This window comes from Kocuria sp. KKT182 (assembly GCF_055635395.1).
In genome coordinates, this window is record NZ_CM145757.1 from 3,096,489 (window position 1) to 3,109,629 (window position 13,141).

The 13,141-nt window shown below is 75.0% G+C and carries 11 protein-coding genes; 7 read left to right on the forward strand and 4 right to left on the reverse strand.

The features are described from left to right. Positions 1-2 precede the first annotated feature (2 nt). On the forward strand, positions 3-800 hold the full coding sequence (locus tag ACZ2G1_RS14430) for an IclR family transcriptional regulator (protein WP_017834684.1): 798 nt from the start codon (positions 3-5) through the stop codon (positions 798-800). A gap of 21 nt (positions 801-821) precedes the next feature. Here ACZ2G1_RS14430 and ACZ2G1_RS14435 read toward each other — a convergent pair whose 3' ends face one another. Next, a complete protein-coding gene (locus ACZ2G1_RS14435) occupies positions 822-2,420 on the reverse strand; it encodes a GMC family oxidoreductase (RefSeq protein WP_017834685.1) in 1,599 nt (532 codons plus the stop codon). Beyond that, a complete protein-coding gene (locus ACZ2G1_RS14440) occupies positions 2,417-3,031 on the reverse strand; it encodes a hypothetical protein (protein WP_017834686.1) in 615 nt (204 codons plus the stop codon). Before ACZ2G1_RS14440 ends, ACZ2G1_RS14435 begins: the two co-directional genes overlap by 4 nt. Positions 3,032-3,161: 130 nt before the next feature. On the opposite strand from ACZ2G1_RS14440, the gene ACZ2G1_RS14445 reads away from it, so the two are divergent. Next, the gene (locus ACZ2G1_RS14445) at positions 3,162-3,599 is read left to right on the forward strand and encodes a GNAT family acetyltransferase (RefSeq protein ID WP_017834687.1); all 438 of its coding nucleotides are present in this window, start codon (positions 3,162-3,164) and stop codon (positions 3,597-3,599) included. A 7-nt stretch (positions 3,600-3,606) separates the two neighbouring features. On the opposite strand, the gene ACZ2G1_RS14450 is transcribed toward ACZ2G1_RS14445, so the two are convergent. Then, on the reverse strand, positions 3,607-4,533 hold the full coding sequence (locus ACZ2G1_RS14450) for a DUF5996 family protein (RefSeq protein ID WP_109221395.1): 927 nt from the start codon (positions 4,531-4,533) through the stop codon (positions 3,607-3,609). Between the two features lie 219 nt (positions 4,534-4,752). On the opposite strand from ACZ2G1_RS14450, the gene ACZ2G1_RS14455 reads away from it, so the two are divergent. Both ACZ2G1_RS14455 and ACZ2G1_RS14460 read left to right on the forward strand, forming a co-directional pair. Continuing rightward, entirely contained in the window at positions 4,753-6,213 is a 1,461-nt protein-coding gene (locus ACZ2G1_RS14455; protein WP_017834689.1) for an MFS transporter, read from the forward strand. 187 nt (positions 6,214-6,400) lie between these two features. After that, positions 6,401-7,981, forward strand: a complete 1,581-nt coding sequence (locus ACZ2G1_RS14460; RefSeq protein WP_470377053.1) for an alpha/beta hydrolase — start codon at positions 6,401-6,403, stop codon at positions 7,979-7,981. A 210-nt stretch (positions 7,982-8,191) separates the two neighbouring features. Here the strand turns inward: ACZ2G1_RS14460 and ACZ2G1_RS14465 are convergent, their stop codons facing one another. After that, the gene (locus ACZ2G1_RS14465; protein ID WP_470377054.1) at positions 8,192-9,154 is read right to left on the reverse strand and encodes a DMT family transporter; all 963 of its coding nucleotides are present in this window, start codon (positions 9,152-9,154) and stop codon (positions 8,192-8,194) included. Between the two features lie 93 nt (positions 9,155-9,247). On the opposite strand from ACZ2G1_RS14465, the gene ACZ2G1_RS14470 reads away from it, so the two are divergent. The 3 genes from ACZ2G1_RS14470 (at position 9,248) to ACZ2G1_RS14480 (ending at position 13,101) form a co-directional block, all read left to right on the forward strand. Then, positions 9,248-10,423, forward strand: coding sequence for a PQQ-dependent sugar dehydrogenase (locus tag ACZ2G1_RS14470; protein WP_035923394.1), 1,176 nt, complete (start codon positions 9,248-9,250; stop codon positions 10,421-10,423). Between the two features lie 202 nt (positions 10,424-10,625). Further along, the gene (locus ACZ2G1_RS14475; RefSeq protein WP_144835765.1) at positions 10,626-11,807 is read left to right on the forward strand and encodes a glycosyl hydrolase family 8; all 1,182 of its coding nucleotides are present in this window, start codon (positions 10,626-10,628) and stop codon (positions 11,805-11,807) included. Positions 11,808-11,925: 118 nt separating this feature from the next. Further along, complete coding sequence (locus tag ACZ2G1_RS14480; protein ID WP_109268344.1) at positions 11,926-13,101, forward strand: DUF418 domain-containing protein; 1,176 nt, start codon at positions 11,926-11,928, stop codon at positions 13,099-13,101. Positions 13,102-13,141 lie beyond the last annotated feature (40 nt).

Sequence of the window (13,141 nt, forward strand, 5' to 3'; positions counted from 1 at the left end):
GCATGACCGCACGCGACACCGGCATGGCCTCCGTCCAGAAAGCCTTCGCCCTCCTGGACGTGGTCGCGCGGGATCCCCGGGGCGCCACGGCCAAGGACATCAGCACCGAGCTGGGGATGCCGCTGCCCTCGGTCTACCGGCTGCTGCAGACGCTCGTAGCCTCCGAGCACGTGGTGCACCTCCGGGACCAGCGCCGCTACGGTCTGGGCTACAAGCTGCACGCGCTCGACGCCTCGCTGCGTCAGCAGGTCGCGACCCCGGCCACCGTGCAGCGCGCGGTGCGGGAGCTGCACGGGAGCGCCGACGCCGCCGCGTACTTCGCGGTCTACCGCGGTGACGCCGTGGTGGTGGCGCACGTGGTCGACTCCCCGCGCCGGCCGCGCATCGACCCCATGGACTTCGGCTTCACGGGCGGCGCGCACGCCACGGCCTTCGGCAAGATCCTGCTCTCCCGCATGGACGACGACGAGGTGGCGGACTACCTCGGCCGCCACGGGATGCGCCCCCTGACGGACCGCACGCTCACCACGCCGGACGAGCTGGGGCGCGAGCTCGGGCGGGTGCGCGCGGAGGGCGTCGCCGTGGAGCGCGAGGAGTTCGTGCCCGGCGCCTCGTGCCTGGCCGCGCCGGTGGTCGACTCCGCCGGGCGCACCCTGGGCTCCGTGGCCGTGTCCCTGCGGCCCACCGACTTCGAGCGGCGGCACCGGGCGATCGCGCCGGTCCTGCGGGACGCCGCGGACCGGGTGGGACGGGCCCTGCGCGCCGCGGAGGGCTGCCCGGTCCGGTCCGCGACCGGCTGAGCAGCCCTCCACGTCCGACGGCTACAGGTGGCGTCCCGCCAGCTGCTCGGCGATGTAGTCCGCCTGCCGGGCGGCCAGGGCCACGATCGTCAGCGTCGGGTTCGCCGCCGCGCCGGTCGTGAACAGGGAGCCGTCCGCGACGAACAGGTTCGGCACGTCGTGGGTCTGGCCGAACGCGTTGGTCACCCCGTCCTCGGGGCGCTCGCTCATCCGGGCCGTGCCCATGTTGTGCGTCGACGGGTAGGGCGGCGTGTGGTGCACGGAGGTCGCGCCCACGGACTCGTAGAGCAGGGACGCCTGCTGGTAGCCGTGGTTGCGCATCGCCACGTCGTTCGGGTGGTCGTCGAAGTGCACGTTGGGCACGGGCAGCCCCAGGTGGTCCGTCACGGAGGAGTTGAGGGTCACCCGGTTGCTCTCCTGCGGCATGTCCTCGCCCACCACCCACATCCCGGCGGTGTTCTCGTAGCCGTCCAGCAGGGCCGTGAACTCCGGCCCCCAGGAGCCGGGGTCCACGAAGCTGGCGAGGAAGGCGGGGCCCAGGGAGATCGTCTCCATGTAGTAGCCCCCGGCGAAGCCGCGGTCGACGTCGTGCCGGGACTCGTCCGCCACGAGCCCGGCCATCGTCTCGCCCCGGTACATGTGCACCGGCCGGTCGAACTGCGCGTAGATCGAGCCCGTGGTGTGCCGCATGTAGTTGCGGCCCAGCTGCCCGGAGGAGTTCGCGAGCCCGTCCGGGAACAGCGGGGAGCCGGAGAGCATGAGCAGCCGGGGCGTCTCGATCGCGTTGCACGCCACCGCCACCAGCCGTGCCCGCTGCCGCTGGACCCGGCCCTCGCCGTCGACGTAGAGCACGCTGTCGACCAGGCCCTTCTCCGTGTGGGTGATCTGCACGGCGTGGCAGTCCGGACGCAGGTCGAGGTTCCCGGTGCGCAGGGCCTTGGGGATCTCCGAGACGAGCGTGGACCACTTCGAGCGGTTCTTGTCGCCCTGGAAGTTGAACCCGTCCTGGACGGACGCCGGCCGCCCGTCGTAGGGCTCCGCGTTGGTTCCGTAGGGGCCGGTCGCGTAGTGCCGGTAGCCGAGCTTCTGCGCGCCCGCGGCGAGCACCTTGTAGTTGTTGTTCGCGGGCAGCGGCGGCCGGCCGTGGCGGTGGGTGCTGCCGATCTTCTGCTCGGCCCGGTCGTAGTACGGGGCGAGGTCCTCCAGGCCGATCGGCCAGTCCAGGAGGTTGGCGCCGTCGACGCGCCCGTAGACGCTGCGCGTGCGGAACTCGTGGGCCTTGAACCGGGGCGTGGCCCCGGACCAGTGGGTGGTGGTCCCGCCGACGGCCTTGACGATCCACGCCGGGAGGTTGGGGAAGTCCCGGGCGATCCGCCACGACCCCGTGGTGGTGCGCGGGTCCAGCCAGGCCATCTGGTGGAAGGCCTCCCACTCGTCGTTGACCCAGTCCTCGCTGGTCAGGTGCGGCCCGGCCTCGAGGAGCACCACCTTGACGCCCTTCTCCGTGAGCTCGTGGGCGAGGGTGCCTCCGCCGGCTCCGGAGCCGATGACGACGACGGCGGAGTCGTCGTCGAGCTCGATCCGTGCGGCGCGCTGCTGGTCCTGGGGCGTGGTGGTCATGCGGTCTCCCCGTGCTCGATGACGTCCGACCCCTTGAAGAGGTCGCTGAAGGGCTGCTCGGTGGTCTCGGAGGCGCCCTGCTGGTCCAGGTTCCACCCCTCCTTGGGGGCCGCGGTCGCCACCGGGTAGCCGAGGGGCCCGCACTCGGCCAGCTCCTCCTCGGACTCCTCGACGCGCGGGTCCGGCAGCCAGTCGAGGTCGTCGAAGCCGCGGTGCAGGTAGCCGCCCTTCGAGAAGGACTCGCCCTCGTAGCCCAGGGCCTCCCACACCTCGTGGTCGTCGTAGAGGTGCAGCACGGTGGTGCGGCGGATGAAGCCGAAGAACTCGAGGTCGGCGATCCGCTTGAGCACCTTCAGCGCGGCGTCGTCGGACAGCTCCACGAACGGTGCGTCGCTGAGCGAGTTCAGGGTCAGCAGCCCCTGGGTCAGGGCCATCCGGAACCACGTGGAGTCCTCGGCCTCGGCGGCGATCTTCTCCGCCATCCGTTCGTACGGGCCGTCGGGGATCCGGGGGTGGGGGAACGCCACCCGGATGACGCGGGTGAGGGTGCGCTTCGCCTCGTCCGTCAGGGCGAGGGCGTTGAGAGCGGAGTACTTCGCGGGATAGACCATGGGTCTCCTCCTCGTCGGCGGTGACGGGTGTGTCTCAGAGTGTGAGCCAGCGCACGTCCGCGGGCCAGGTCCGTTATCGCAGGACGAGAATCGGCGCCCGTGAGAGCATGGGCCGACCGAAGGAGGCCGTGTGATCGTCGAACGACTGCCGGAGCACCTGCACGAGGACGCCGTGTCCCTGTGGGAGGAGGCGGGGCTGACCCGCCCCTGGAACGACCCGCGGGCGGACCTGGACCGGGCGCTCGCCGGCCCGACCTCCACCGTCCTGGCCGCCGTCGAGGAGGGGCGTCTCGCCGGCACCGCCATGGTGGGCCACGACGGCCACCGGGGGTGGGTGTACTACGTGGCCGTGCACCCGTCCCGCCGGGGCCAGGGGCTCGGCCGCGAGCTGATGGTCGCCGCCGAGGGGTGGGTGGCCGGGCGCGGCATCCCGAAGATGCAGCTCATGGTCCGCAGCACGAACACGGGGACCCGGGAGTTCTACGAGCGGATGGGCTACGCCGTCCAGGACACCGTGGTGCTCGGGAAGTTCTTCGACCCCGAGCGGCAGGCCCGGCAGAGCGGCTGAGCCCGGCTCAGCGCAGGGGGTCGGTGACGCCCTGCGGGCAGTCGTAGCGGGCGAAGTCCCAGGCGCTGCGGCGCGCCCCCGCCCGGTAGGCGCTGTCCCAGAACTCCAGGACGGCGCCGTGCGGATCGGGCAGCGCCCGCACGTCGTCGTAGCGCAGGACCGCGAGGTGGCTGCCGCCGCGCTCGCGCCAGGACGCGGCGGCCGGCCGCAGGGGCTCACCGGCCAGCCCGTCGGGCTCCGGGGCGGTGTAGGAGTAGAAGGCCGGTTCCGGGAACGTGGGGTCCCCGAACCAGAACCCGGAGCTGATGACCTCCCGGGAGTAGGCCTCCCGGGTGACGGGGTCCGTGCCGGGCGGGGGATCCACGAAGCGGTCCGCGAAGCGGGTCACGGCGATGTCGAACGTGTGCCAGAAGTGGTGCACGGGGCTGGTCTTCCCGGACCAGCCGGCCGCGAACTCCTCCAGCAGCAGGTTCACCTGGCCGAGGACCTGCCAGTAGCGGGTGACGGCGGCGGTGTCGTAGGCGGCGTGCTCGGTGTCGGCGCCGAACGGGCGCCCGGAGTCGGGCAGGTCGAACGGGTGGGGACGGGCGATCGTCACCTCCACCCCCACCGCCTCCAGGGCGTGCAGGACCCGGGCGTGGAACTCGGCGACGGACAGCCCCGGCAGGGCGAAGGAGTGCCGGGCCCCGGCGGCGGTGCTCACGTCGAGGCGGTGGTCCAGGAGGTCGAGGTCGACGGCGAAGACCGGGTCCCGTCCCATCGGCCGGGTGGTGATGCCGCGGCCGGTCAGGTGGAACGGCACGTTCCACCAGTGGTTGCGCCGCGGCGCGGACGCCAGCCGCACCTTGCCGACCACCTGCGCGAACCGGTGGAGGGTGTCCAGGGTGTCCCGCCAGGACTCGTAGGGCATCTCGGGGAACGCGACGTGGGTCATGGTGGCCTCCTGCGCCCCAGTGTGCTGCCCCACCGGGCGGTCCGTCCAGGGCGCCCGGGGCCGCGGGCACGGGACCGGGGGTCCTCCCAGTGGGACACTGGGCGGGAACGATCCGGTGACGGCGCGGGGTGCTCCGGCGGGGCCCCGTGCCCGACCCCGTGCCGGACCCCGGGACCGACCCCGGTACCGACCCCCGTACCGAGGAGGAACGAGCTGCCCATGGTGCGATCCTCCGGCGACGGCCCTCCGTCCGAGCCGCTGGCCTGGGGTGAGCGGCGGGCTCGCTGGGTGCTGGCCGCCACCGTGCTCGGCTCGGCCCTGACGTTCATCGACACGACGGTGGTGAGCATCGCCCTGCCGTCCGTCGCCGCCGACCTGGGCGCGGGGAGCACCGGCCTGACCTGGGTGGTCAACGGGTACACGCTGACCCTGGCCGCCCTGGTCCTGCTCGGCGGCTCGCTGGGGGACCGGTACGGCCGGCGCCGGATCTTCCTGATCGGCGTCGGCTGCTTCGCCGGGGCCTCCGCGCTGTGCGGCCTGGCCCCGGACGTCACCGTCCTCGTCGCCGCGCGGGCCGTCCAGGGGATCGGCGGCGCCCTCCTGGTGCCGACCGCGCTCGCGATCCTGCAGGCCTCCTTCGCCCCGGAGCACCGCGCCCGCGCCATCGGCGCCTGGTCGGGGCTCACAGGGGTCGCCTCGGCCGTGGGGCCGTTCGCGGGCGGCTGGCTCGTCCAGACCACCTCGTGGCGGTGGGTGTTCCTGGTCAACCTCCCGGTGGCGCTCGCCGTGGCGCTGATCGCCCGCCGGCACGTCCCCGAGTCGAGGAACCCGGCGGCGTGCCCGCAGCTGGACGTGCCCGGCGCGGCGCTGCTGGTGGCCGGTCTCGGGGCGCTGACGCTCGGGCTGACCACCGCGTCCGGCGACGACCCGTCGGTGCCGGCGGCGGGCGGGGCGCTCGCGGCCGGGGCCGTCCTGCTGGCGGCGTTCCTGCTCCGGGAGCGGCGTGCGAGGTCCCCGCTGCTGCCGCCCGCCCTGTTCCGCCGGCGCCTGTTCGTGGCGGCGAACGTCATCACCTTCGTGGTCTACGCCGGCCTGGGCGCGGTCTTCTTCGTCCTCGTCGTCGCCCTCCAGGTGGGAGCCGGGTTCTCGCCCGTGGCCGCCGGACTGGCCCTGCTGCCCGTCACCGTCCTGATGCTGCTGCTCTCGCCGTCCGCGGGCGCCCTGGTGCACCGGGTGGGTCCGCGGGCGCCCATGACCGCCGGGCCGCTGATCGCCGCGCTCGGGGTGCTCCTGCTGGGCCGGGCCGGGCCCGGGGCGCACTACCTCCTGGAGGTGCTGGTGCCGGCCGCGGTGTTCGGCGCCGGGCTGACCCTGCTGGTCACGCCGCTGACCGCCACGGTCCTCGGCGCGCTGCCCACGGAGCAGGCCGGGCTGGCCAGCGGGGTCAACAACGCCGTGGCGCGCACGGCGGGCCTGCTCGCGGTCGCGGCGATCCCGCTGGTGGGCGGGCTCGGGGAGACCGGTCTCACCGACCCGGCCCGGCTCCGTGCGGGGTTCCCCGTGGTCATGGGGCTGTGCGCGGGCCTGCTCGCGGCGGGCGGGCTGCTGTCCGCCGTGGTCCTCCAACCGCCCGCGGCGCGGGGCGGGCCGGGAGGCCTTCGCGCCACGACACATCCTTGACCGCCCGATCGGCGCGCTCCTAGCCTGAAGCCCCTGGTGGGACGCCGGTGGGGTGCGGAGGCCGGGGCGCGGGGGCGCCCGGTGCCCGGGCGGGCCGCGAGGCCGGTGGCAGGATCCTGACGTGCGCGTCCGCGCTCGTGCTCGCGCACCGGCGTCCGGCCGGTCCGACCGAAAGCAGTGGTGAGCCATGCGTGCTCCCGAGAACGACCAGCGCCCCGCCTCCGGCCCCGGTCCCCGCGACCGGAGGCGCCGGCGCACGCGCCGGGCGGGCTCCGCACTGGCCCTGGCCGTGCTGCTGGCGACCGCTCCGGCGGCCGGGGCGGCCACGGTCGCCGCACCGCCGCCAGGCGTCCTCGTCACCGCCCAGGTGCCGCCCGGGCTCGAGGAGTTCTACGCCCAGCAGCCCGTCTGGACCCCGTGCGGGGCGGCGGCGGAGTGCGCCCTGGTGCAGGTGCCGCTCGACCACGAGAACCCGGCCGCAGGGCAGATCCAGCTGGCGGTCACCCGGGTGCCGAGCACGGACCCCGCCGCCCGGCAGGGCTCCCTGCTCGTCAACTTCGGCGGCCCGGGCGGATCCGGGACGGCTTCGATCGAGGCGTGGGCGGCCGGACTGGACCCGCGCGTCCGGGCCGCGTACGACATCGTGGGCTTCGACCCGCGGGGCGTGGGCAGCTCCACCGCGGTGGAGTGCCTCGACGACGCCGCAATGGACGCGAGCCGGGCCACCACGGTCGACCCCGACACCCCGGAGGGCCTGGCCCAGGCCGTCGCGGCGGCCGAGCGGTTCGCCGCGGCGTGCGCGGCGAACACCGGCCCGCTGCTCGGCGAGGTCGACACGGTCAGCGCCGCCCGGGACCTGGACATCCTGCGGGCGGTGCTCGGCGACGAGGAGCTCGACTACCTCGGCTACTCCTACGGCACCCGGCTCGGCGCCACGTACGCCGACCTCTTCCCCGAGCGGACGGGACGGTTCGTGCTGGACGCGGCGGTGGATCCGTCCCTCGACGGGGCCCGACTGACCCTCGATCAGGCCGCCGGCTTCGAACGTGCCCTCCGGGTGTACGTCGAGTCCTGCCTGCCCCTGGACGGGTGCCCGTTCGAGGGGACCGTCGACGAGGGGACGGCCGAGATCGAGGCGCTGCTCCGGCAGACCGAGGTGCAGCCGCTGCCGACCGCCGACGGGCGGCCGCTCACCGTGAACGACGCCGTCAGCGGGCTCATCAAACCGCTCTACGACTCGCGCATCTGGTGGTTCCTGACCCAGTCCCTCACGCTGGCCACGGAGCACGGGGACGGGACGGGACTGATGCGCCTTGCGGACATCGCCTACGGCCGGGGACCCGACGGCACCTACGCCAACTCCAGCGCGGCGAACATCGCGATCAACTGCCTCGACCTTCCCGAGGACGACGACCCCGCCGCGATGGCGGCGCTGGACGCGCAGCTGCAGGAGGTGTCCCCGACCCTCGGTGACTGGTTCAGCCACGACGAGGTCACCTGCGGGGCCTGGCCGCACGAGCCCGTCGGCGTGCCCGCCCCGATCGACGCCGCCGGTGCCGGGCCCATCCTGGTGGTCGGCGGCACGGGGGACCCGGCCACGCCCTACGCGTGGTCGCAGGCGCTGGCCGAGCAGCTCGAGGGCGGGCACCTGCTGACCCGGGTGGGCGAGGGGCACGGGTCCTACGCGACCGGCAACCGGTGCATCGACGAGACGGTCACCGCTCATCTCCTCGAGGGCGTGCTGCCCGCGGAGGAGCGGATCTGCTGAGCCGGAGGGCCCGCGGCGGAGCGGGCAGAAAGCGGCCGGTACGAGATCGCCCCCGCACCGGCCCAGCCACCAGGGAAATCAGGAAGATCCGGCGGCCTCGCCCCATCCTACTGAGACGCCGGTCACGGATCACCCCTTGATTTTCCGGACCGCGTGCGAACCGGCGCGGACCGCCGCCGCCGATCGACCGGCAGGACGTCCGGCGGCAGCTCATGAAGAACCATGACGGGCTCCGCGGCCGCTGCGGTGTGGTCCGTCTCCGCCCGGGCGGGACCGGCCGGCGTCCCCGCGGCGGAGCCCTGCGCGCGGCAGGCCCGGCAGCTGTCCCGCCAGGGACGCGACGAGGGCCAGGCCGAAGCCCGCGGCCTGGAGGCCCGTGAGCGTCTCGTCCAGCAGCAGGAGGCCCAGGGCCGCGGCCGTCACCGGAGTCAGCGGGATCAGCAGGGTCAGGCTCGTGGCCGGCACGCGCCGGCCGGCGTGGAACCACGCGGCGTAGGCAATGGCGCCGCCGGGCAGCGCCAGCCAGGCGTAGCCGAGCACGGCCGGCAGGTCCAGGAAGAAGGCACCGGTGTCCAGCAGGGGCACGAGCGGGGCGATCATCAGACCGCCCAGGGTCAGCTGCCAGCCGGTCGCCGCGAGCCCGCTCATGCCGTCGGGCAGACCCCACCTGCGGGTCAGGACCACCCCGGCGGCCATGACCGCGGTTCCGGTGAAGGCCGCGGCGAGCCCCAGGGCGTCCAGGGTGACGGTCCCGGCGAACACGGCCACGGACACGCCCGCCACTGCGGCGAGGGCCCACAGCATCCGGGGCAGCGGCGTGCGCTGCCGGAAGGCCAGCAGCAGCAGGAGTGCGGCGACCAGGGGCTGGGCGGAGCCCACGACCGCGGCGAGACCGCCCGGCAGGCGGTAGGCGCCGAGGAACAGCAGGGGGAAGAACGCCCCGAAGTTGAGCAGCGCGAGCACCGCGAACCGTCCCCACCAGTCCCGCGGCGGCCGCTGCCGGGTCAGGGCGAGCAGCAGCAGCCCGGCGGGGAGGGCCCGCAGGAGGGAGGCGGTCATGGGCCGGTCCGGCGGCAGCAGCTCGGTGGTGACCACGTAGGTGGTGCCCCACACGACCGGCGCCACGGCGCCCAGGAGGATCAGCCGGGCACGACCAGCCGGGGCGTGGTCCACCGGCGCACCTCCGATCCGCTCCGCGCCCCGTCCGGGGCAGGATGCCCCGATCCTACGGGTCCGGCCCGGCGGCGACCGGAGTAGATTGCCACCATGGACATCCGCGGGGGGATCGTGAGCACGCTGTCCGTGCTCGTGCTGCTGCTGAGCGCCTGCGCCCCGGAGGGCGGCGGGACCGTGGCCACCGGCGAGCGCCTGGGCGCCCCGGCGGACGCCCCCGCCCTCGACGTCGAGGTCGTCGTGGACGAGCTCGAGCTCGCGTGGGACGTGGCCCGCACCCCGGAGGGGACCGTGCTGGTCACCGAGCGGGGCGGCCGGCTGCTGGCCCACGACGAGCAGGGCACGCGGGAGGTCGCGGCCGACCTGGACGACCTGTTCGTGGGCAGCGAGGCCGGGCTGATGGGCCTGGAGGTCTCCCCGGACTTCGGGCGGACCCGGGAGATCTTCCTGTGCCACGCGACGCGCACCGGGGACGGCCTGCCGCAGGACGTGCGGGTCACCCGCTGGCGGCTCGACGAGGGCGCCGCGGCGGCCGAGCGCACCGGGACGGTCGTCGACGGCCTGCCCATCAGCTCCGGCCGGCACAGCGGCTGCCGGCTGCGCTTCGTCCCGGACGGCACGCTCCTCGTGGGCACCGGGGACGCCGCGCAGGGCGCGAACCCGCAGGACCCCGACTCGCTCGGGGGCAAGACGCTGCGGCTGCACCCCGACGGCACGGTCCCGGAGGACAACCCGTTCGCCGACCGGGACGGGCCCGGGGCCGCCGTCCACACCCTGGGCCACCGCAACGTCCAGGGCCTGGCGGTGCAGCCCGGGACGGGCACGGTGTGGTCGGCGGAGCACGGCCCCGGCACCGACGACGAGATCAACGTCCTGGAGCCCGGCGCCAACTACGGGTGGGACCCGGCGCCCGGCTACGACGAGTCCGTGCCCATGACCGATCTCGAGGAGTTCCCGGACGCGCTCCCGGCCGCGTGGTCCTCCGGGCGCCCGACGGTCGCCCTCAGCGGGGCCGCCTTCCTCGAGGGGGACCAGTGGGGGGCGTGGGAGGGCGCCCTGGCGGTCGCGGAGCTGAAGAACACCGGCGTGGGGGTCTACCGGGTCGAGGACACCGCGGTCACCGGGCTGACCCGCATGGCGGAGCTGGAGAACGACTACGGCCGGCTGCGCTCGCTGACCCTCGACGACGAGGGCGCGCTGTGGGTCACCACCTCCAACGGCGACGACGACGCCGTCCTGCGCGTCACGGCGAGCGCCGGCGACTCCTGAGCGGGGCGCACGACACGCCGGAGGGCGCCGGTGCCGCCCGCCCGCCGGGCGGCTCCGGTTGACTGGCGCCTGACACCGTCCCCCGAACGGCCCCCGCGGAACGGTCCCCCCGGTGACGCGGCCCCCGACCTCGTCACGATCCCCCTCCCGCACCCCCACCCCCACCCCCACCCCCCCCCTCTCGGGCCCAGGGAGTTCCCCCATGCACCGCCGCACCCTTCTCGCGCTGGGCGCCGCCCTCGCGACCGTCCCCGTCGCCGCCCCGACGACCCCCGCACAGGCAGGAACCACGCTCAGCCCGAGCAGCACGACGCAGCGGCAGCTGGACGCCGCGATCCGCACGCTGTGGGCCGACTGGACGTCGCTGCTGCGGCACGACGCGGCCCGCGGCTGGTGGGCCGTCCGTGCCGATGCCCAGAACGGGGCCAACCCCTACGTCGCGGAGGGGCAGGGGTACGGGCTGATGCTCAGCGCCCAACTGGCGCCCCTCGACCCCCGGGCCCGCGGCTACGTCGACGGGATCACCCGCTACGTCCTGGACCACCCCTCCCGGATCGACCCGGGCCTGCACGCCGCCGAGCAGGACGACCGCATGGTCTCCCACCACGGCCGGGACAGCGCCACCGACGGCGACCTGGACCTCGCCATGGGGTGGCTGATGGCGCACCAGCGGTGGGGCTCCGGGGGGACGTACGACTACCGACGGCTGGCCCTGACCCGCATCGCCGCGATCAAGCGCTCCCTGATCTCCCCCACCACCGGGCTCCTCGAGCTCGGGGACTGGTCCAACGGGGCCTGGCAGAACGTCTCGCGCCCGAGCGACTGGATGATCGGGCACTTCGGGGCGTTCCACCGCGCCACGGGGGACGTGAGCTGGGCGGCCGTCTGGGGGCGGCACCTGGCCGCGGTCCGGCGCCTGCAGTCGGTCCACGCTCCGCGCACCGGCCTGCTCCCGGACTTCACCGTGGGCTCCGCCTCGACCATCGCCCCCGCCCCGGCCCACACCCTGGAATCCGGCCACGACCGGCACTACTACTACAACTCGTGCCGCGTCCCGCTGCGGCTGGGGGCGTCCCGGCACCCGGAGGCCCGGGCCGCCGCGGCCCGCATCTCCGGCTGGGCGCGGACGAAGTGCGGCGGTGATCCTGCCCGGCTGCCCTCCGGCTTCACCCTGGACGGAGCGACGCTGCCGGGCGGGGGCTACCAGGACCTCGCGTTCATCGCGCCCCTGCTCGTGGGCGCCCGCTGGGGCGGCGACCAGGCCTGGCTCGACGCCCTGGGCCGCTGTCTGGCGGCCCGCACGGAGTTCACGTCCTACTACTCCAGCTCGATCCAACTGCTGTCCATGGTGAGCGTCTCCCGCGCCTACGCCCTCCACCCCTGAGCCGGCGCGGCCCGCCGTGCGTCGCGTCGCCCCCGCCCGGTCGACGGCGGACCGCCGCCCCGCCGGGCTCCGCCCCGGGGCGGATCCGCCGCGTGCCGGGGCCGGGCAGAGTGGACCCATGCCCGCTCCCGCCCCCTCCCGCATCGCGGCCCTCGACGTGGCCCGCGGTCTCGCGATCCTCGGCACGCTCGCCACCAACATCTGGATCTTCAGCCACCAGGGCGGCTTCCTCGGCTACCTGACCGATCCGCTGGCCGGCACCGACGGCGGAGCGGCGCGCGCTGCCCAGGCGCTGCTGATGGCCGCGGCCAACGGCAAGTTCCTGGGCCTGCTGATGCTCCTCTTCGGGATCGGCCTCGCCGTCCAGCACGCCTCCGCCCGGCGGCGCGGACTCGCGTGGCCCCGGTCCTACCGGGTGCGGGCGGGGATCCTGTTCCTGGACGGGCTGCTCAACTACCTGCTGATCATCGAGTTCGACGTCCTGATGGGCTACGCGCTCACGGGGATGGTCGTGGCGTGGCTGGTGACCACCTCGGAGCGGGTGCAGCGCGGCGTCGTCCTGGCGTGCGCCGCCGCGCACGTCGCGGTGATCGGCGCGCTGACGGCCGTCCTCCTCGTCGTCCCCGCCGGGGATCCGGCCGAGGCCCTGGCCCGGCCGAACCCCTACGCCGACGGCACGTGGTGGGAGCTCGTGCTGCTGCGGCTGGACGCCGTCGTCCTGTTCCGCGCCGAACCCGTCCTGATCCTCGGACTGGGGGTGGTCATGTTCCTGGCCGGGCGGTTCCTGTGGCGGGCCGGTCTCCTCGTCCCGGACGGGGGCCGGTGGCGGCGGCGGCTCATGGTCCTGGGCCTGGGGGCCGCCCTGCCCGTGGACCTCGGCCTGAACGTCCTGGGCGGTCAGGCCGGTGCCTTCTTCGCCCGCTACACCACCGCCCCGGTCGTGGCGCTGGGTCTGCTGGCCCTCGTGGCCCACCTCGGTGTGCGTCGCCCCGGACAGCCGCCGTCCTGGGCCGCACGGAGGCTGGCAGAGGTCGGCCGGACCGCCCTGAGCTGCTACCTGCTGCAGAACCTCCTGGCCTCGGCGCTGTTCTACGGCTGGGGCGCGGGCCTGGCCGTGGCCGCGGCCCAGCACCGGCTGCCCGCCACGGTGCTCGGCTGGCTGCTGGTGTGCGCCGCCGTGCTGGTCTTCGCGCACCTGTGGCTGCGGCGCTTCCCGCGCGGCCCGCTGGAGGAGCTCACAGCGCGCGCCGCCGGCGCGCGCCGGGCCCCTGCGGCCGTGGCCCGCCAGAGCTGAGACCTCGGACCCCGGCGTCGGCTCCGGCGGCCGGGCGGCC